Origin of the sequence: Halalkalirubrum salinum, from assembly GCF_005543295.1 — an archaeon.
Taxonomy (GTDB): Archaea; Halobacteriota; Halobacteria; order Halobacteriales; family Haloferacaceae; genus Halalkalirubrum; species Halalkalirubrum salinum.
The window spans coordinates 1-18466 of the sequence record NZ_SRSG01000005.1; the positions used below are offsets into that span (position 1 = coordinate 1).

An 18466-nucleotide genomic window follows, 5' to 3' on the forward strand; every position below is an offset into this window, starting at 1 on the left:
TGTGCACAGCTGAAGCCTCCTCATTCCTTCCGAAAAGGTGTCCCGATAAGCCGCCGCTGTCATGCGGTTCTTCGCTTAGCTAAAGACGGATGACCTTCTGACCACGTACAGATCACTGAGACATGACGACCAACACCAAGGAAAATGATACAGCCGAGCCACAAGAATACCGAGATTGGTGCCATGATCTATCTGAGCTACAAAAGATAGGTGAAGAAATATTGGAAAATTGGAAGGATCAGCACCCGAAGTCGCCAAGAGACTATCCGACAGTGAAGTGGTTGGACGACAACGGATACTCACATCTACGATGGGTACTCAGCGAAAAGCACAGTATGGGTGTTCCCGAGTTTTTTATTTTGATGACATCTGCAGGGAGGGCAAAAGGATTTGAGTGGGGTTTCGGCGATGTTGCTACGATTGAGCGATGCAGAGCCTATCTTGATGATCAGGCGGAGTGCCGGAACTGGCAACCATCCACAAAACGGTCCAACAGATCTCGTCTTAACGGATTTCTCAGCAGATTTGTAAATGAGTATGGTGATGATGCTATTATTTCGCTGGCAAATGATCCGAGAGTCGAAACTGAAGCCTACGATACATTTAAGCTAGTGGCGAAGACGCTCAGAGCCGAATCGAAGTCGGATGACTCTGCGCACGCTTATATACGAGCTGCCCATCGATTTTTTGAGTGGCTCGAACGATCTGGGCGAATCGAATACGATCCGATGAGAGATATCGAAGACGAATTCCGATGGGAGTGGACCTCTGACCCCACCAGCCTATCTGATGGGCAAGTTAGACGGTTGTGGGTCGTTGCTGACACAGATGAAGAAAAAATGTTAATTATTGGATATTGTGTGTGGGGTGTCCGTACGAGCGAGCTTGCTGGTATCCACAGGACGCAGTTTAATTTCAATCTAACAGATCCAAAAATTAAGTTTGGAGAACGAGCGCGAAAAAATGGACCAGGGGAAGTAAGTCTCATGTTTGGTCTTGAGCCACTTGCCAATCTTTTGGATCGACGATCGACGCGACGACCAAATTGGAATGGATATCTTTTCCCAAGCGATAATGAGAATAGAGAATTCCTCTGCGCGAAGGAAATGCGTGATCGTTTCAAAGAACTCTGTCGAAAAGCTGAAATTACTATAGACGAAGAAGTGCCGACGCCAAAACAGGGTCGTTCATTCTATTATAACATCTTGCTTGAAGCAGATATTGATCTCTTGCAAAGAGCTGCCGAATTAGCAGAAGAGCAGGGTGCATCAGACCCAAAATCAGTGAGGGACCATTATTTAACATCGGAACAACGTCGGCAGTATCGACGCGTATTTTTCCGACACCGGATTCGACAGGTGCTACCAGAGGATGCCTATCTAGAGTCCGATACTAATATTGAATCTGACCGGACACTTGGCGATTTTAACTAACACACAAATTACAACTCACAGCACAAAACAAATGTCTAGCCGCTCTAACGACGTAGAACTGCTGAAAGAACGCCTCTCTGATAATCCAACAGAGGAATTTATAGAGGCGATTGCCTCTAGCGTAGTCAGCGAAATGGCAGATTCGTTTCCCGAGCTATCGCTAAAAGTTCGACCAGTAAGTGAGGTCCTCAAAGAGTTCCGAGCAAAGAAGTTGGACAAAGTCAAGTCAGAACAACAGTACAACAGAAAGCTAGATTATCTCAAGACATATCTCTTAGACGAAGTCGGTCTCGGGACAACCGAAGACCTCACCAGTGAAGATATTGAGCGCTATTATCAGTGGCGGAAGTACGATTCGCTATCGCGGGATGAACCATTAGCCAAGACCACATTAAAAGACGATATGTACCTCTTCCGAGAGTTTATCCGTTATTTGATCGAGCATCGTATGGCCCCGGTTCGCTTCGAAAAGTCCGTCAAAATCCCCAAAGTAGATTATCCGGCAGGAGAAGGGGTTGACGAGAAGCAACTTGATCCGAAGTTGGCAAAAGCCTCCTTAGAGTATTTGCGAAAGTTCGAATACGCCGATGTAGAGCATATCTCAATGGAGCTGATGTGCCAGTCAGCCCCACGGAGAGGGGGTCTAATCGGCCGTGACGTGCCAGACTTTGTTTACGACGAAGGTATTCTTAAGTACGAGACCCAGGAAACGACGCCGCTCAAAAACGACGAGGCTAGCGAACGCGAGGTATCTCTCTATGGAGATGTGTCTGAGATAATTAAGGATTATCTCAATCACCAGCGACCCCCTGTAACTGACAAAGACGGGAGAGAGCCACTACTCACAAAAGGTTACGGTAGAATGAGTTCGTCGACATTGAAAAAAATCGCCTACAAGTGGACTCGACCTTGTGCGGTCGGACTTGAGTGTCCCCATGATCGTGATCCCGAGGAGTGTGAAGCTGCTCAAAAGAACAATTCTGCGTTTAAGTGCCCGAGTAGCCGAGCACCGCATCATATTCGCACGGGGTACATTACGGATCAAAAAAACAGAGGTGTGTCCTCGGATGCGATCGATCAGCGGTGTGATGTTAGTCCTCGTGTCCAAGATCTGTGGTATGATCTTCCCGACTCAGCAGAAGAGCGTGAACGTTACGAGGATGAATTTAGGGATGCTGATGATGATCCTGACTCTGGGTTCAACCACTCGTAGAGTGACGTGAACTCACGATGGTTAATCAGTGGATGAACCTCGTATTGACCGGAAAGCTGCCTGATTTTCTATTCATCATACCCTTTGTCCCCGAGAAGAATGTCGATATTCTCAGGATTTCGCTTGATCAACCACGGCGCGATCTGACTCTCGTGTATTCGTGTTGTCGTCACTGGCAAATCGAGAATTTCGTTTACTTCCGCATCGTACCGGTGATTCTTCCGTCCAATATCCATAGACCGGTGAACTGCATAGGTCACCATCACGATGCTCAGAACCCCTACAGTGACCGTATTCTTCTCCTTCTGGTCTTTCACCGTACTAATTTAACCGACTTTTCGTGAGTAGAATTCTGTCCCAACAAAGGGTAGCGATGTTAAGTCGATTAAATTCCTTCCTCCAAATTATCAGAAAGCACAAAAAAGACAGTCTTAATGAACATCATTTGAGATTTGGTACTCATGGTTGCTTGGGCGATCTACGCTGGTGAGCATCGAGAAGCATACTGCTCTTCCGGAACAAAGGGCGATGACAAAGAGATTCTTGGAGATACAATTGCTCTGTGGACGCGTGATATGACTGGTCTCATCGATTGGGATGATGCTGGCAAAATGGCGTCAATAGCGTTCTACTATAGTGATCTCAGGGAGCGAGACATTCGATCCATTTTTAATGACTCCGGAGAGGGGCGAAATCCCGGAGAGCCCCCATGGGAACTCCAACATCCCGAAGAAGACGATCAGGTGCTGAAAGTCCAAAGAGAATAGTCAATCTATCTGCTACAGTAACCGATACGCGCGCTGTATTCACCCCGCCGTTGAAACGTATTAACAGACTGGGGAATTCAATAAACCTCTCAGGCGGCTCTGTTGAATAGAAAGAGTGAGTTCAGCACAATAGTGACATTAAAATAACAAACGTGACTTGAAATTGGCGTGGAACCTAACCGGGGCTCAGTCGTCACGGCCCAGACCCAGTGCCGCCCCGTGCACTCTCTCCGCATATTTGATAAGTTTCTCCTCGTCACCCGAAACAATAGCGCTTCGAAGCACATTGTCCGGTAACTTGTCAAATACACCAGAGAACTCGGTAGGATTGAAAACTGTGGCGCGCTGTGAGGTGAAGCTTGATCCGCCATCCGCCCAATGACCAATCCGGAAATATATAGCATCCGAATCAGGTGAACGCTTGATACTTGCCCGTGCTATGTACTGCTTTTCTTTGCGCGGATGTCGATAATCATGTTCCACTAAGGCTGCACTGTCACCCTGGTCTTGCAATGGCGGATCGCTGCTCTGGCCCAGTTCGATAAGAGGTTGGAAGTCGACGGAGCCGGGTGAAAATACGAGATCACCAATTGTTTCTCCGTTGACCATTTGTTCCGACAGTTTGTGGAATAGCGTGCAAAATTCCTCTACGGGCATCCACATGGTTCCTGTGGAGTCGTCTGTCCATGCGCTGGCATCTTCACCCTCAGTTCGAGTCTCGTCTTCTAGGCGTGCTTCAACGCCACTTTCTGTTACTCTAAGTGCAATGCTCTTACGCCGCGTTGAGGTCGCTTCGTATGGTACTAAGCGGTAGTGCGGCACGTAGTCGATTTCAGCACCAAATCGCTCCTCCAAGGAAATCACTTCTGGGGTCTTTTTACGGCCTTCATCAGAGAGGTTGTCTGCACCACAAATCAAGATATCTGCGTCGTTCTCAACCTCTTGTTTGTGGTGGCCATGAGCAATAAAATTTGCCGAGAGGTGCTCAACCTCAACATATACGTCCTCACTTGATTCTACGTCCCGCATGTGAAGATCCGGGTACGCTTCCTGCCCTTCCACCAGCAAGAGCCCCAATCGGTGAGCCCTGTTGAGGAAGTGTTCGCGGACATCACGTTCGTTCGTTAATTTTGCATCTATTTTTCCATCAAAGAGTAAGTCTCTCTCAGACACACTCATACATCACTGAGAGTGTATAAATACTCTCGGCCGAAGCACAAACGAACACAGTATCATAGATAGACCGAGCAGACGTGTAAGATTCGCGCGCTGTATTCAGCATGGCTGTTGAATTCTATCACCGGTTGAGGATTTTAACAGAGCCTGAGGTATGGAACTACTACAAGTTATCTAGATATTCTCTCCGCTGCTCCATCTTTTCTCGTTCTGTTCGACGGTCATAATGTTGTTCGATCACTCGCTGGCTCACATTCGCTCGGTCGCTGACGACTTTATTTGGCATGTCGCTGTTCAGACTGTGCGTGATGCTTCCGCGGCGGATTGCGTGGGGACTCACGCTTGACGGACACCGGCAGGCAGTATCCCGATGTACTGCCGAACACTCTCCGAGACCACGGTCGTGTGGGCACTCAGTACTGTAGACACAGGGACGCGTCCACCGGTAGACGTAGGCACGAAGTGTTGATTTGCTCGTCCGTCCTTTCCGCGAGGCTAATAATGGTTCTCGCCCGTATTCGTCGGTAACTGATGGGCGCTTGTTTTCGAGCCAATCGTTGAGGAGTTCACATAGCTGATCCGAGAGTGCGACCATTCGCTCACCTCTCCCTTGGTTTTTGATTGGTGTACCCGTGTCCGGGCGATGACGGATTTTGATACACTGTTCATCTGGGTCATAATCATCCACATCGAGAGCGTGAACACCACCGACACGCATCATTGTGTGCCACATCAGCGCAATCGAAACGTGCTGAATACTTGCGTACTCGAACTTTTCCAAATGGGCGAGTACTTTTGAAGCACTGTCGCTGTCCAACATTACGTCCCGAGAGTTCTCGTCGGCGGTGATCGATGGGGACAGGACCTTCTCACTCAGGTCTTGTTCCACAGCGTCGATCGACTCTAGCCATCGAGTAAAGACGCGAAGTGTATCTATCTGTGTCTTCTCACTGACCTTGTTTAGGTCACCGTCCTCTCGTCGCCAGAGCCGGTACCTGTGGAGTTGGCGACCAGTGAGCGTGTTGAGGTTCTCGATTTCCTCGACTTCGTTACACCAGCGGACAAAGTGTCCGAGACGGTACTTGTGGCCTTTGAGCGAGGCCTCTGAGAGTTCGTTTCCTTTGTCTGCAAGGTACAGTTCAAGCGCGGTTTCGGCATCGATTGGTTCGAGACTCATAATATGTTGTCTCCGTTCAAGCGAACCCCATGAATCTCGGTGACCGCCAATCACGAACCAACGGTTACAGCATCTGAATCGGCCAAAAGTAAGGGTTGACACGCCGCGTGACCAAGGCCCGTCGCGCCCGCTTTTCGGCGAACGAAGTGAGCCGTGAAAACGGTTACAGGGATTTGAATCAGGGAGTGAAGCAAAGCGGAACGACCGGGGTTCAAATCCCGTCGCGCCCGTATCGTTCTAATCGCATGACTGCGTCGGGGTAGACGCCGTAATAGTGCGAGGCGCGTGCTTTCGTTCGATAGGTGATCGTCTGCTGGTCCATCGGTGGGGTTCGCGTACATCCAAACTGGCGCAGGGAGAGAAAATCAATCGCCGATTGACTCATCCCTCTCGGGTGACCGGAGAGAATACCCAAATTCTATCGAGATTCAATTATTGTATAGAGGATGGCTCTCTCTGACCAGCAGACTTTTGATCGCGCCGAAATGTGCAATAATTGATGCCCTCCACACCGTTATTCGGCCCTGGTGAGTTCTTCGCTCAACGCTCTCCGTCACTTGCCAGTGCTTCGATAATCTTACTGTTTACAGGTGTCGTCGCTGTTGCAAGTGCGGCACCGTATGTGGATCAAGTTACTTCGGTCGAAATCACGACAGAGACGCTCGTGATCTCGATTCTCCTCGGCGGTCTAATCGGTGCTGCTGGCATTTGGATTGTATCAACAGTCATCGTGTATCTTCTGACCGCAATCGTCGGTGGGAATGGTTCAATCACCCAAACTGCCGCGAATATCGGGTGGGCTTTACTCCCCCTCTTGTTCGTGAACACTATTTCGACGATCACCCTTTGGAGCGTAGCGTTCGCCGGAAATCCACCGTCAATGACAGTGACTCAGATGCAACTTCCGCCTTGGTTGCTTCTGTTCAATACTGTCGTTGGTCTCATTGGTTATGTTTGGGTAGGATATATTCTCACGTACGCCATCAAACATGCTCGAAATGTGGACATTCAACGCTCAGCTAGTGTCGCAGGGATCGTTGTCGCTATCCCCGTTCTCAACACGGTTATCAGTCTTTTTTGAGTACTTCGGCTCTGCTGAAACTCTATATTGAGCGCGGTCGGGTCTGACTGTAGCACCAACTGATGGTTCGCCGACGCTGTTGAGCGCGCTGTTCAGCTCGAAGAGCTCGCGGACGACATTGCTGTCCGCGATTCGGTACCGACACGGTGACGTGTTCGGAACTTCCTCGATGAGTTCGATCTTAATTGATAACTGAGGGCCCATACTGAAGCACGAGACCGGGAAGAATTACGCCAACGAAGACGAGGGCCCCAACCAACACGGGAAACGGGAGCGTAGTGAACGTGCTCAATACGAAGAAGAGCGCCATAGCAGTGAACACGAAAACCGAAATCACCGCGTTTTCTCGGGAGAAGAGCGGCTCACTCCGTATGATGATGACCATCGAAACAGCCAGTAACACGAAAATCGCCGCCGCTGCAGCGTTGAATACCCGCATCGAATCGACTGCGAGCCCGTAATACAGCCCCACACCAGCGATCACGAACGCGATACCGAGAGCTGAAAGGCCAGCTAATACGATCGGTGACCGGCCGGTCTCGTCGTCGTTTGAGTTGGAGGGCATACACCTCTGTTGTTGTCCGAGCGAATATACGCTTTGACCGCTGTGGCTGTTGTATGGAGATATTCACCGCGTACCATGGCCTTCGGCTCTATTGAGATTCCATTCTTCAGACATATACTCACCTGAAACGGCTGGCCGCTGAAGAGTGCCTATCGCTTACAGACTTAGAAATCAAATACGCGGAACTTCTTTCTCGTCACAAAACGACGACTCAGATATGGTCTCCCGTGAAACAGCGGTGAATAGTCGATGAGTTTGCTAACAGCATACAGCGGACTGCTCATCCGTATGGGTCTGTACCTGCTCATCTTCTGGCCTACTGTCGGCTACTATGTATTTTTCGATTCTGAAAAGAAGGAATTATCAAATCCACGGCTTCGAGGCCTTGTTTTGGGATTCTTGGGAATACTTGGGTTACTCATTCACTTGGGTCTTGTACAGCGGCGGACCTGACACTCACCAATCCTCGAAACCCACCCTACTGGTAATTCGCTACCTGCTTCACTGTACTGATCAGAATAGTAGGTGAATGTACCACTTGATCGGGATCTCGGTAGAGCCAGTCACCGGTTCGGACTCTCAAGTGTACTCACTCTTTCGGGAGAAACAGCCGGTCAACAGCTAGCAGACAGATGAAGAAGGTCATTACGAACACGATGATGACCCCGACCACTCCGGGAAGGCCTCCGAGTCCTACTGTGGGAACGAGTGACGCAGCAGCGCTCGCAAGTGCGAACGATACTAACAAGAAACCGAGATTCTCGTTCCAAGTCGGTTCTCTGTTCATCATATTTTCGGCTTTGTTGGATCCACAGATTCCTCGGAGTGCTCGGCGTGCTCTCTGCGGGTAGTCGCTACTCGCCGACGCTGTTGAGCGCGCTGTTTAGCTCGAAGAGCTCGCGGACAACATTGCTGTCCGCGACCCGGTACCGACGCGGTGACGTGTTCGGAACCTCCTCGATGAGTTCGACCTCAATCAGGAGGTCGGTGTAGTTGCCGACGGTTTGGCGCGTGACACCGGCGTGTTCTGCGAGTTCGGTCTTATTGAACTCGCGGTTCGGCGGGAGATCGAGCAGCGCGTCTACGAGAATCGGGATCGCATCGTGCTGCGTGAGGTACAGCCATCCGCTCGGGTGCTCTTTCCGGAGTTCCTTCTTCGCCCCGTGGTCGTCCGCGTGCTCCATACTACTCGTGTAGAGGGTCCGCCTGTGTGTATAACTACTCCCACTAGCGTTAACAGCCAGTAACGGTGTTATTCGTCTTCGAGGGCGTCGTAGATCTCTCGGTTCGCATCGCGGTCGTCCGCCGCGACCCGCCGAACCAGTTCCCGCCGGATGTCCTCCATCACGTCGTCAAGCGGTGATGTCGTTTCCGCTCCCTCTTCGGTGGCCATACCTACAGGAACGCGTCGAACGCCGTTAATCGTTCGGGTCTAACGAATCGCCTGTCAACTCCGCTAGCCCGTACCGGACGAGTTCGTCTCGCCACGCTTCGATCTCACCGGCCAGATCGAGTGTTTCGGTGTGGGATCGGAGATAGTCGGTGGTTTCCTCCTCATCGACGGCCGCTTCGTCGGTGCCGAACGCTTTCAGAATCGTTCGCACTTCGCTGTCGTACTCGAACCGATACCCGTTGAGGAAGTAGAAGACGACCGTCACGTTGAGCGCGGTACGTTTGTTCGCATCGACGAAGGGGTGATTAGCGACGAGGAGCCGTAGAAGATGATACGCCTTCTGGTGGATGGTTTCCGGCGCTGAGCCGAGGCTCCCCTCTTCGATGTAGTTCAGTGCGAACTCGATGTCACCACGGTTCCGAACACCGGCGGGAGTATCGGGGTACTCCGCGACGACGTCGTCGTGGATGGTGACGACGTCTTCGACGGACGGGTACCACAACGGGTCGGCCATTCGCTCTGGCGTCGGTGCTGCACCGGTGTAGATTTTGTCATCGCCGGCTGAACGATGTCAGATATCACCGTTTCAATGACGTCGAATTCGGCCGCCTCACGCCTCAAAAGTCGAGTCGTTCGATAGTCGAGGTAGCGCCCGTCGCGCCCGTTCTCTCACGCCATTCGATCGCGACCGCGACTTACCACACGCTCGCTTCGCTCGCGTGGATCCCGTCGCGCCCGTAGTCTTATAATCGAATGACAGCGCCGGGGTAGTGACTTCCTTCAGAAAGAGAGCGTTACGATTTGGACCGAAAGCGAAATTCATGTATCGACTTTTTTGGACCGCGGCAGAACACTGCTCACACGCATGGACGTGACGGAGAGAACAGTTCGAAAGATCTGCACTGACGCAGTCTTCGAACGCGGAGAGAGATACCTTGCTGCGGACCGCATCCTCGATATTCATCGCGTTGGCACTACCGTGACCGCCGTCGTGAACGGCAACCGTCAGTACGACGCGCGCGTCGATCTCGCGGCTGACGGGTTCGATCCGTGGTGTGACTGCCCGTACGACGGGGCAGGGGCGTGTAAGCACGTCGTCGCCGTGTTGCTTCGATGCGTCGACGACTGTCCCCCAGACGAGGGCGACCAGCTTGACGCCGCGCTCGAAGCTGCCGACGCCGACGACCTCCGAGATTTTCTCCGGGAGACGCTGGCGACCGACGTTGCCCTCCGTGAACGCTTCTTCGCCCGTTTCGGCGAGTCGCCGACGCGGTCGGTCGACGATCTGCGCGACGCGATCGACCGGCAGTTCGAAGAGACGAATCCCGACTACTTCGTCGTCTTCGAACCAATCGACTTCTCGGAGTGGTTCGACCTTGCGGGCGAGTATCGCGATCAGGAGAGGTACGCGTCGGCGGCGGCAGTGTATCGTGCCCTCCTCGAATCGCTCGACGGCAACATGGAACGTGTCGACGGGGCGTACGACCACTTCTCGCAGGCATTCAAGCGAGCGCTCGACGGGTACGTCGACTGCGTGACGGCCGGAGATATCGACGTTGACGAGGCCGCCGACGCCGTCGCGTTCCTCAGGGACCGGGCGGCATCCGGGACGCCGTTGCTCAGCGAGCACTTCGAGCGCGCAGCGACGAAGTTAGAGGAAACGCTCACTGAGCGGCGAGAGTATTAATTCACCGCTATCTCGCTTTTCGCCGCCCTTCAACTGCTCACTCTCCGAGCGCGGCAACAATGTCGTCGATCGTATAGAGACGTAAATCGTCACGTCCGGCAGCGGCTTCGCGGACGCTATCGGTAAAACCACTCCGGGAGAACAGCGCGTATTCGACGGTTCGCGTGCCACCGCCCGACGGCTGCCACCGGAGTTCCTCGACGTGCGCCTCCAGTGAGCCTAGTGCGCTGTAGTCGAGTGGCGATTCCTGATACTTGCACTCGCCGACGACGAGCGTTTCCTCGTCGGTGAGTCCGACGACGTCGATCTCGTGGTCCTGATACCACCATTGTCCGACATCGACGATCGGCGTCTCGCCGTACAGCGTCCACAGGGCCTCACAACACAGCTGTTCGAAGGCGGGAGCGACGAAGTCGGCCAGCTCCGGTTCGACGAGTCGCTCGTAGGCCTCGTCGCCGAACTGGTCGTAGCGATCCGAACTCCCGTACAGGAACCGGAACCAGAACCGGAACAGGGGGTCACGCAGGCGATACTGGCTTCGCTTGGATCGCTCCGGCTTCTCAGTCACCGGCACGTGCCGTTCGATGAGCCGAAGCCGAGAGAGTCGATCCAAATACGTCGATAGCTGGTTGTAGTCGATACCTGTCACACCGGCGATCTCGTTCCGTCCGGTCGCTCCGCCGGCGATCGCTTCGAGGATCGAGAAGTAGCGCGTCGGCTCTGTCAGCTCCATACGAAGAACGTGCTCCGGCTCATTGCGGAGTGACCCGTGACGGGTCAGCACCGTCTGCTGGATGTTCTCGCCGAACGACCGATCCGCGTCGAGTTCCTCGAGGTAGTAGGGAACGCCACCGAACACGCTCCACGCACGCACGGCCTCGTCCGCTGTCGCATCGTCCGGGAGAAACTCCGTCGCGGCGTCGAACGAGAGTTCACGGATATCAAGTGTGAGGGACGTCCGGCCGTACAACGGGCTGTCTCCGAGAAGCGTTGCTTCCTCCATCATGCTGATCGACGATCCGACCAGCACGAACGTCGTCTCCGACTCGTCGAACTCGTGATCGAACAATGCCTGTAACACGGAGGGGAGACTCTCGTCCTGTTCGATCAGGTACGGGAACTCGTCGAGGACGACGATCGCATTTTGCTCGGCCAGATACCTGAACAGCCGCTCCCAGTCGGGCCGAATGTCTTCGATGCCGGGAAACGTCTCGGCTGCGGCCTCGATGAACTGTTCCAGTTGGAGCTCTCGCGTCTTCTGTCGTGCCTGATAGAAGACTACATTCTCCTGTCTCTCAAGCGCCTTCTTTACGAGTCTCGTTTTCCCCAGCCGTCGCCGCCCGTACACGACCGCAAGGTCTGCGCTCCCCGAGTCGAAGAGATCGTAGAGTCGATCCAGTTCCTCCGACCGGTTCACGAAGTCTACCATGGCGACGAGTTAGTGACTGTAGAATAAAAATATTCTGAATAATCATATTCTAGAATATCATATTTGAGTATATTATAATGGGTAGTGACGAACAGTAATCGGCAGCGCGTCTCAGATGTTGTCGAGATACCTTCGGCGCTGCTCCACTTTCTCATGCTGACTCCGTCGGGCGTAGTGCTCGTCGAGAACTCCCGGTGTCACGTTCGCACGATCACTGACGACGTCTTTCGGAACATCGCTGTTCAGGTGGTGGGTGATTCCACCACGTCGAAGGGCGTGTGGACTGACGCTTGAGGGACAGTCGAACGCGGCAGTATACGCCATCGCGTCACAATCGTCTGGATCACGGTCGTGGGGACACTCTCCAGTGGAAACGCAGGGCCTTGTGTACCTGTAACAATCCCCCCGAAGCGTCGATCGATGCGCGCGTCCATTCGACGTTGACACGAGTGGCCGCCTGCCGAACTCGTCGTCAACATCGGGCCGGCGATTCGCGATCCAGTCATCGAGAAGTCGACACACCCCGTTTGATAACGCGATCGACCGTTCTCCATCGGTTCCGTTCTTGATCGTCGTTCCTGTCTCTGAGCGGTGGACGACGGCAATATACCGCCCTTCCAGATCGTAGTCTTCTACGTCGAGCGAGTGGACCGCTCCAGTCCGCATCATCGTATGCCACATCAGCGTGAGCACGACGTGAGGACGTGACGCGTACTCGTACTTTGAGAGATAGCCGAGAACCTCTTCAGCCCGATCGGACTCAAGCATCATATCGCGGACGTTCTGTCCGTCTCGTAACACGGGCGACCGCACCTTCGTGTTGAGGTCGTCGACGACGGCGTTGATACTTTCGAGCCACTTGATGAAGACCCGAATCGTGTCCATCTGGGTCTTCTCCGTGGCGGGTGCGAGCGCTCCCACGCGACGCCGCCACAGACGATACCTGTGTAAGGTCCGACCGTTCAGCTCGTTTAGATTCTCCAGTTCTTCCTCGTCACACCAGCGAACGAAGTGACCGAGGCGAGAGCCGTGCGAGTACAGCGTTGCCTTGGCCACCTCGGCTTCGCGATCGGCAAGGTACAGTTCTACGGCTGTTTCCGGATCGATTGGTTCAACGTTTATGGCGCTTGCTAGCGCGAATCACGATTTGACCCCGATGTGAACCTCCCGATTTCAGGCGTATTAGGCCTGAAAGGTCGATTCGTTACGAGTCTGAGCGCGCGCCCGTCGCGACCGTTCTGTTGCCGAACGATTAGAATCCGACAGACAACGGCTGGTCCTTTTAAAAAATCCGATGTGTGTATGTGATTTCGTTCGGTTATCGAACGATTCTGAAATACGACGGTACCGTCCCTCGGTTTACTACATCCACACGGTGTCTAAATGACAATAAACTAACCGGAAACACTTCACGATCGTCTCGACCCAACCAGCAAACCCCAGGCTGCCCCGCATGGCGATCGACGTAGGCTTGCCCCCAGCTCCACTGAGCTGCGTGAAACCTCCTCGTCGGCTGACGATCGGTTTGCAAGCCGATCGAACGATGGGTTTTGTCCCTAGTTATCGATCGTTGTTGAGACAGCTGGCAACGAGACCGTCACCGTAGTCCCAACTGAGTCACGATCGCTAACAGTAACCTTGCCGCCGGATCGCCTCACCACCCAATAGACAAGCCAGAGGCCTAACCCGCTCCCGTGCGAAAGCGTCTCAATGGCAGTCCCCGATTCGAGTACCTCCCGATCGAACGCAGGGATACCAGGCCCGTTGTCGGCAACCCGAACCAGTGCCATCTCGTCGTCGACCGTCGTGGTTACCTCGACACGGGGCGTCTCGTGGTCGTTGTGAGCGGCTGCATTCACGAAGAGCTCTTTGAGCGCCGCTTCAATAGCCGGATGTGCTGTCACAACGAGCTTGTCTGGTGGAGAGACTGAGAGGTCGACGGTAGGCCACTCGTCGGCCAGTGCCGCAGCCGTTTGTTCGAGGATGCGTGTCAGGTCGATGCGTTTGATTTCAGCGTCCTCGCTGAGCACCTGTGTGATTTTATGTGACTTCTCGCTGGTTGTCAGGAGGTCATCGGCCGCCTTGACAATCGTCTCGGCAGCCCCCTGTAGGTCACCGTCGACAGCCGACCGAAGTTCGTCCCCCTGACCGACGATCACGTTGAGGCTGTTGCGAATATTGTGGCGGAGGATATTATCTAAGACGTGAAGCTGGCGAGTTCGCTCATCGAGGTCAGTTACGTCCCGGCAAATTGCGAGTGTCCCGACCAATTCGCCGTCCTCATCGTAATACGGGTACCGACTCGTGTAGAAAACAGCCTCTTTCCGGCTGTACTCGAACGCTGGGGTGACGCTGTAGGTGACCGGTTGTTCGGTCCAGCGCACGATCTGTTTCTGTCGATGAATAAATCGGGCTGTTGGCTCATCCATGAATGCATATTCATCAGTGCCTTTCAACTCTTCAGCGGAGCGCCCGGCAAACTCACATAGTGCATCGTTGACTAACACGAACTGATCGTCCGTATCCTGCAACATAATGGGGTCTTCAAGCCGCTGGACGATATCACGGTGGCGTTTGAGCCGATTCTCCAACTGTTTTTGCTCAGTAATGTCTGTCTGGACGGCTACGTACGCAGTGATCTCACCTACCTCGTTGGTAATGGGAGCAATCGTCTGGTCAGCGACGTAGATCTCTTCGTCCTTACGACGGTTGACTATCTCCCCAGACCACGTCTCGCCAGCGGTGATGGTCTCCCAGAGGTGTGCATAAAACGAGTCGGACATCTCGCCAGACTTGAGCATCCTCGGTGTGTCACCGACTGCCTCGTGGCTGCTGTAGCCAGTTATGTCTTCGAATGCCGGATTGATGTACTCGATCGTCCCGGCTACGTTAGTAATCAGGATACCGTGACCAGATGCCTCAACGGCTTTTCGGAACTTCCGGAGCCGTTCGGTCCGGGCCTTGAGATTGAGCGACTGTGTCCGAAGTCGGCGGAGAGTGTTGAGCCGCCATTCGAGTTCGGCCTGCCGAATTGGGAGTGAAATTAGCTCGTCGACTGTCGTCGTGAACACGTTATCTGCGAGGTCGCCACTATCGGTATTGCTGAGCTCACTGTTGAGATCTGAGACTAACAACAGGACGGGCAACAGTGCAGGCTCAGCAGCTGCTTTCACGGTCTTGACCGATTCGCTATATTCAACCAATGCTGGTTGGTCGACTAGACAGATGTCAAACGAGGCCTCACACAGTGGCCCATCATCAGCAACTGCGTAGTCATCATGACCTTCGATCCACCCACAGAGGACACGTTTGTTGCCGGAGTCAGCGATCAGTGGATAGATGACGGCTGGGTCCCGTGGTATGTTCGCACCTGTCTCCGGTGGTTGACCGTCAATTGGGCCACTGAACGGTTCAGTCATCGTTCCAGTTTGGTGTCCCGGTGAGAATTCTGCGCAACTCTGTGAGTGGCTCGCCGAGGGTAAGTCCGCTGTCGGTGATATCCAGGACTCGAAGAGTCGATTCGAAATCACTCGTGCGTTTTTTCAGGACCCCAATCACTTTCCGGAGTTCTCCCTTGTACTCGACGTGTCGGAGGAAAATAATATCATCGGCTAGATGGCTAATCTTGTGTTCGGTTGCTCTGAAATCGCCAGTGATTTGATGGACCTCATTAGTGATGATCCCAGTTACGTTCATATTGCGGAGATACTGTCCGATCTTGACTATCTGGTGGTCGGGGTCGACAGTATCTCGGCTGAACGCCCGTTCATAGCCGGTGATCCCGTCGATCATAACGATTTCGGCACCCTCCTGTTCGACCTCGGTTCGAATCTGGTGTGTGAACTCGTCGAGAGTCAATTCGTCAGTGCCGACCTCCTGGATTACGACGTTGCCAGCGTCGATTTGTTCACGTAGCGGCATACCGATTCCTTCTGCACGAGCTAAGACGGTGCGTTTGCTCTCTTCAAAACTGTACAACACTGACCGTTGGTCGTTGACTGCGGCCTCAGTGATGAACTGCAGCCCCGTCGTTGTCTTGCCGACCCCGGTTGGTCCGCTCAAAAATGAGACTGTCCCGGTTGTGATCCCGCCGTTAAGGAGCGCATCAAGTTCTGAAACACCTGATGACAGCGTCGATATCGAGCCTTTGCGGTAGTGGTTGGTTGGATCAAGCGTTGGCCAAAGGAACATTCCCTCGTCGGAGATCGTGATCGTATGCGGGCCTCGGCGGGCTGTCGACCCACGGAACTTGGGGACCGACAGCGTTCGATGCCCGCCATCAGCTGCCAGTGAAATCACCGTGTCGACTAAGAACTGCAAATCGTCATCCGGCACTGAGTCAGCAGCTTGGGAGGTTAACACCACTGTCGAACCACGATTTTTAAGAAAGTCCAAGAGACTCAGCACTTGTGTCCGGAACTGCCTGGCGTCAGGTGCCAGATGTCGAAGCTCCGTTACTGGATCGACGAGGACCCGGGTGGGCTCGTATTCCTCGACAGTCTCACGGATCTGATCGACCAGTGAGGTCGTCTCGACTTCATCGGGCTCAAAGAGGCTGTACGACTGGTTGCCCTGAAACTGTTCGCCCGACGGGGACAGGTCGAGAAACTCAATGTGGTGGGTGTCTAGTCCAAACTGCTCGGCGGTCGCTTCGAGATAGTCGGCTGGCTCGCCGAGGTTGATATACAACACCGGCTGGTCCGCCGCAGACAAAAAATGCAACCCGAAAATCGTCTTGCCCGCACCGGGCGTCCCACGAACAAGCGTTGCTGAGTTAGCCAGTAGTCCACCGTCCAACACCGGAAGCGCATTTGGAACGCCTGTCTGTACCCGCTGTCGATCCGCTAGATTGCTCATACCCAACGCATACACGACCGATATGCATAATTTTTCTGAAAAGTGTGGCCGTTACCTCTCTCGAGAGCAGTACACGAAATTGCTCGTATCCGATTGTGTATTTACGTATAATTAGGGGCGAAGCAACCTGCGTGACCGCTCCGATGGGCAGACCTGCCCTGACATGATTCCTGTCTTCCCCCCTCTCATTCCCCAAAGTACCGTATCAGACGGCGATCAACATGGCACCGGAACCCCAACCGACTATACTCGACCCCGGTCCTCACTGTGGCGTCGACATCAAAGTCAGGCACGTGATTATTCGCTACGAAACCGAAAGCGGGGAGCCCCGCAGTTGGGTAGGGTGTCCTGCGTGTGATGCCATCGTTGATCCCAAAGCCAATGCTCAGTAATCGGTTGTTCGAACGGATGGGTAACAAGATAGTAATACGAATACGATCGAGGGCAGAGCCAAAACGGAGTCGCTCACATATCAAAAAGTGCGAGCGGACGACGGTTCAGCAGATGACAATACCCAACGAAGTAATTCTAAATTCCACATGCTGAACGGGCATACAGGCTTGCGGATTCGGTCGTGGAGAGCGAGTTAATGACAGCTCGCTCCGAAACGGAGTGGGAACAAGACACACTGAAGAATGGCTCCAACTCGATTGTGGCTGTACCACTACAGAGTGAGGGTTCGATCCTTGGCGTATTAGGAGTCCATTCCAAACTGCCAAACGCCTTCGCCGAAGAAGAGGTGACAGCCCTCACAGAGCTCGGTCAGCTACTAGGTCACGGGATATCAGCACTCCGGCAAAAAGTGGCGCTTCTATCAGGTGGGGGCACAATTCTCGAGATCCAGTTTGAGGACGATACTGGCCCTGCAACTCTTGTTTCGGATATGGAGACGGATCTCGAAGTGTTGAATGTAGTGACTGATAGTCCACATAACCTCCTGTTCGCGCGATTGACCGGAGAAAACGTGACTCCCGAGGCGTTCGAAGCTGCTGGTTTCGACCCAGAGACGGTCATTTGGAGCGACTCTCGAAATGGTATCTACTGTAAAATCCCGGCGCGGAACAGCAGCTTTTGCGAGAAACTGACCGACCAAGGAGTTGCGCTAAATCAAATCACAAACGCTTCAGACTCCAACGAAATCGTTGTTTCAGCAACCGTGCCATTCTCCGTCGGTGTCGGGAAATATCTGAGTTCACTCCGGGAAGACTACAGCGATCTCACCCTGTTATCCAAACTGGATAGTGAGCGGGGAGAAACCAATACCTCTCTCAGCACGTCTTGATGGAGCTCTTACCGCCCGGAAAAAAGAAGTCTTGCAGACGGCCCTCTACGCAGGATACTTTAATTGGCCGCGGGATGCAGATTCAACGTCTATTGCCAAGACTCCCGATATCGCACATTCAACGTTCAACCAGCATCTTCGAGCTGCTGAGTCTAAAGAGTACAGCGAGTGTTCCACGGGTTTCCGAAAACGTCCGTTTTCGGCTTTCGCAAATCTTCGATTTGCTCAACACCTGACCCGTGGGTGAATCGCGTCCGCTCCTCGTCATAATCCACGGTTTTATTCCGCATCAACTCGTTGAATCTGATAGGAGCTCACCGTTAACAACCGCTCAAAACCCACGCACTGAAACAAGGTAAGACGTGGTGAGACGGGTGGTGTCGAGCCATCGTAAAGTGGCTGGCCT

19 protein-coding genes and 1 pseudogene are annotated in these 18466 nt (G+C 53.4%); 8 read left to right on the forward strand and 12 right to left on the reverse strand.

Annotated elements, in window-relative coordinates; translation table 11 throughout:
• The first annotated feature begins 122 nt into the window (after positions 1-122).
• Positions 123-1433, forward strand: coding sequence for a tyrosine-type recombinase/integrase (locus E5K03_RS01375; RefSeq protein ID WP_138004590.1), 1311 nt, complete (start codon positions 123-125; stop codon positions 1431-1433).
• 31 nt (positions 1434-1464) lie between these two features.
• Positions 1465-2646 (forward strand): hypothetical protein, encoded by a 1182-nt coding sequence (locus E5K03_RS01380; RefSeq protein ID WP_137196664.1) that lies wholly within the window; start codon positions 1465-1467, stop codon positions 2644-2646.
• Here the strand turns inward: E5K03_RS01380 and E5K03_RS01385 are convergent.
• Positions 2631-2852, reverse strand: a pseudogene (locus E5K03_RS01385) (IS5/IS1182 family transposase); the annotation flags it as partial. The gene E5K03_RS01380 and the pseudogene E5K03_RS01385 overlap by 16 nt on opposite strands.
• A gap of 255 nt (positions 2853-3107) precedes the next feature.
• Between E5K03_RS01385 and E5K03_RS01390 the strand changes: the two are divergent.
• Positions 3108-3413, forward strand: a complete 306-nt coding sequence (locus E5K03_RS01390) for a hypothetical protein (RefSeq protein ID WP_137196665.1) — start codon at positions 3108-3110, stop codon at positions 3411-3413.
• A gap of 186 nt (positions 3414-3599) precedes the next feature.
• Here the strand turns inward: E5K03_RS01390 and E5K03_RS01395 are convergent, their stop codons facing one another.
• Positions 3600-4592, reverse strand: a complete 993-nt coding sequence (locus tag E5K03_RS01395; RefSeq protein ID WP_138004591.1) for a hypothetical protein — start codon at positions 4590-4592, stop codon at positions 3600-3602.
• Between the two features lie 160 nt (positions 4593-4752).
• Positions 4753-5766, reverse strand: a complete 1014-nt coding sequence (locus E5K03_RS01400) for a tyrosine-type recombinase/integrase (protein WP_138004592.1) — start codon at positions 5764-5766, stop codon at positions 4753-4755.
• Positions 5767-6265: 499 nt separating this feature from the next.
• On the opposite strand from E5K03_RS01400, the gene E5K03_RS01405 reads away from it, so the two are divergent.
• Positions 6266-6847, forward strand: coding sequence for a YIP1 family protein (locus E5K03_RS01405; RefSeq protein WP_138004593.1), 582 nt, complete (start codon positions 6266-6268; stop codon positions 6845-6847).
• Positions 6848-7028: 181 nt separating this feature from the next.
• On the opposite strand, the gene E5K03_RS01415 is transcribed toward E5K03_RS01405, so the two are convergent.
• The 5 genes from E5K03_RS01415 to E5K03_RS01435 all read right to left on the reverse strand — a co-directional run bounded on the left by E5K03_RS01415 (position 7029) and on the right by E5K03_RS01435 (position 9319).
• Complete coding sequence (locus tag E5K03_RS01415) at positions 7029-7412, reverse strand: hypothetical protein (RefSeq protein ID WP_138004595.1); 384 nt, start codon at positions 7410-7412, stop codon at positions 7029-7031.
• Positions 7413-8001: 589 nt separating this feature from the next.
• Entirely contained in the window at positions 8002-8199 is a 198-nt protein-coding gene (locus tag E5K03_RS01425; protein ID WP_138004597.1) for a hypothetical protein, read from the reverse strand.
• A 67-nt stretch (positions 8200-8266) separates the two neighbouring features.
• Positions 8267-8596: a hypothetical protein gene (locus E5K03_RS01430; protein ID WP_138004598.1), complete on the reverse strand. Its 330-nt coding sequence runs from the start codon at positions 8594-8596 to the stop codon at positions 8267-8269.
• 68 nt (positions 8597-8664) lie between these two features.
• Positions 8665-8805 (reverse strand): hypothetical protein, encoded by a 141-nt coding sequence (locus E5K03_RS17055; protein WP_171006568.1) that lies wholly within the window; start codon positions 8803-8805, stop codon positions 8665-8667.
• Between the two features lie 25 nt (positions 8806-8830).
• On the reverse strand, positions 8831-9319 hold the full coding sequence (locus E5K03_RS01435) for a type II toxin-antitoxin system death-on-curing family toxin (protein ID WP_138004599.1): 489 nt from the start codon (positions 9317-9319) through the stop codon (positions 8831-8833).
• 351 nt (positions 9320-9670) lie between these two features.
• On the opposite strand from E5K03_RS01435, the gene E5K03_RS01440 reads away from it, so the two are divergent.
• The gene (locus E5K03_RS01440; RefSeq protein WP_138004600.1) at positions 9671-10492 is read left to right on the forward strand and encodes an SWIM zinc finger family protein; all 822 of its coding nucleotides are present in this window, start codon (positions 9671-9673) and stop codon (positions 10490-10492) included.
• Between the two features lie 37 nt (positions 10493-10529).
• Here E5K03_RS01440 and E5K03_RS01445 read toward each other — a convergent pair whose 3' ends face one another.
• The 4 genes from E5K03_RS01445 to E5K03_RS01460 all read right to left on the reverse strand — a co-directional run bounded on the left by E5K03_RS01445 (position 10530) and on the right by E5K03_RS01460 (position 16778).
• The gene (locus tag E5K03_RS01445; protein ID WP_138004601.1) at positions 10530-11921 is read right to left on the reverse strand and encodes an ATP-binding protein; all 1392 of its coding nucleotides are present in this window, start codon (positions 11919-11921) and stop codon (positions 10530-10532) included.
• Between the two features lie 111 nt (positions 11922-12032).
• Positions 12033-13043 carry a tyrosine-type recombinase/integrase gene (locus E5K03_RS01450; RefSeq protein ID WP_138004602.1) on the reverse strand — a complete coding sequence of 337 codons (1011 nt, stop codon included), beginning with the start codon at positions 13041-13043 and terminating at the stop codon, positions 12033-12035.
• Between the two features lie 434 nt (positions 13044-13477).
• Positions 13478-15340: a PAS domain-containing protein gene (locus tag E5K03_RS01455; RefSeq protein WP_138004603.1), complete on the reverse strand. Its 1863-nt coding sequence runs from the start codon at positions 15338-15340 to the stop codon at positions 13478-13480.
• On the reverse strand, positions 15333-16778 hold the full coding sequence (locus E5K03_RS01460) for an ATPase domain-containing protein (RefSeq protein ID WP_138004604.1): 1446 nt from the start codon (positions 16776-16778) through the stop codon (positions 15333-15335). The genes E5K03_RS01455 and E5K03_RS01460 overlap by 8 nt, the downstream gene beginning before the upstream one ends.
• A gap of 221 nt (positions 16779-16999) precedes the next feature.
• On the opposite strand from E5K03_RS01460, the gene E5K03_RS17965 reads away from it, so the two are divergent.
• The 3 genes from E5K03_RS17965 (at position 17000) to E5K03_RS17860 (ending at position 18307) form a co-directional block, all read left to right on the forward strand.
• On the forward strand, positions 17000-17170 hold the full coding sequence (locus E5K03_RS17965; protein WP_449267293.1) for a DUF7837 family putative zinc-binding protein: 171 nt from the start codon (positions 17000-17002) through the stop codon (positions 17168-17170).
• 197 nt (positions 17171-17367) lie between these two features.
• Positions 17368-18060 (forward strand): GAF domain-containing protein, encoded by a 693-nt coding sequence (locus tag E5K03_RS01465; RefSeq protein ID WP_138004605.1) that lies wholly within the window; start codon positions 17368-17370, stop codon positions 18058-18060.
• Positions 18020-18307 (forward strand): helix-turn-helix domain-containing protein, encoded by a 288-nt coding sequence (locus E5K03_RS17860; protein WP_171006569.1) that lies wholly within the window; start codon positions 18020-18022, stop codon positions 18305-18307. The genes E5K03_RS01465 and E5K03_RS17860 overlap by 41 nt, the downstream gene beginning before the upstream one ends.
• The last annotated feature ends 159 nt before the right edge of the window (positions 18308-18466 follow it).

What these genes read in the sequence shown, in the direction of transcription:
- E5K03_RS01375 (WP_138004590.1), top strand. Translation starts at nt 123, where the DNA reads ATGACGACCAACACCAAGGAAAATGATACAGCCGAGCCACAAGAATAC.
- E5K03_RS01380 (WP_137196664.1), top strand. Translation starts at nt 1,465, where the DNA reads ATGTCTAGCCGCTCTAACGACGTAGAACTGCTGAAAGAACGCCTCTCT.
- E5K03_RS01390 (WP_137196665.1), top strand. Translation starts at nt 3,108, where the DNA reads ATGGTTGCTTGGGCGATCTACGCTGGTGAGCATCGAGAAGCATACTGC.
- E5K03_RS01395 (WP_138004591.1), bottom strand. Translation starts at nt 4,592, where the DNA reads ATGAGTGTGTCTGAGAGAGACTTACTCTTTGATGGAAAAATAGATGCA.
- E5K03_RS01400 (WP_138004592.1), bottom strand. Translation starts at nt 5,766, where the DNA reads ATGAGTCTCGAACCAATCGATGCCGAAACCGCGCTTGAACTGTACCTT.
- E5K03_RS01405 (WP_138004593.1), top strand. Translation starts at nt 6,266, where the DNA reads ATGCCCTCCACACCGTTATTCGGCCCTGGTGAGTTCTTCGCTCAACGC.
- E5K03_RS01415 (WP_138004595.1), bottom strand. Translation starts at nt 7,412, where the DNA reads ATGCCCTCCAACTCAAACGACGACGAGACCGGCCGGTCACCGATCGTA.
- E5K03_RS01425 (WP_138004597.1), bottom strand. Translation starts at nt 8,199, where the DNA reads ATGAACAGAGAACCGACTTGGAACGAGAATCTCGGTTTCTTGTTAGTA.
- E5K03_RS01430 (WP_138004598.1), bottom strand. Translation starts at nt 8,596, where the DNA reads ATGGAGCACGCGGACGACCACGGGGCGAAGAAGGAACTCCGGAAAGAG.
- E5K03_RS17055 (WP_171006568.1), bottom strand. Translation starts at nt 8,805, where the DNA reads ATGGCCACCGAAGAGGGAGCGGAAACGACATCACCGCTTGACGACGTG.
- E5K03_RS01435 (WP_138004599.1), bottom strand. Translation starts at nt 9,319, where the DNA reads ATGGCCGACCCGTTGTGGTACCCGTCCGTCGAAGACGTCGTCACCATC.
- E5K03_RS01440 (WP_138004600.1), top strand. Translation starts at nt 9,671, where the DNA reads ATGGACGTGACGGAGAGAACAGTTCGAAAGATCTGCACTGACGCAGTC.
- E5K03_RS01445 (WP_138004601.1), bottom strand. Translation starts at nt 11,921, where the DNA reads ATGGTAGACTTCGTGAACCGGTCGGAGGAACTGGATCGACTCTACGAT.
- E5K03_RS01455 (WP_138004603.1), bottom strand. Translation starts at nt 15,340, where the DNA reads ATGACTGAACCGTTCAGTGGCCCAATTGACGGTCAACCACCGGAGACA.
- E5K03_RS01460 (WP_138004604.1), bottom strand. Translation starts at nt 16,778, where the DNA reads ATGAGCAATCTAGCGGATCGACAGCGGGTACAGACAGGCGTTCCAAAT.
- E5K03_RS17965 (WP_449267293.1), top strand. Translation starts at nt 17,000, where the DNA reads ATGGCACCGGAACCCCAACCGACTATACTCGACCCCGGTCCTCACTGT.
- E5K03_RS01465 (WP_138004605.1), top strand. Translation starts at nt 17,368, where the DNA reads ATGACAGCTCGCTCCGAAACGGAGTGGGAACAAGACACACTGAAGAAT.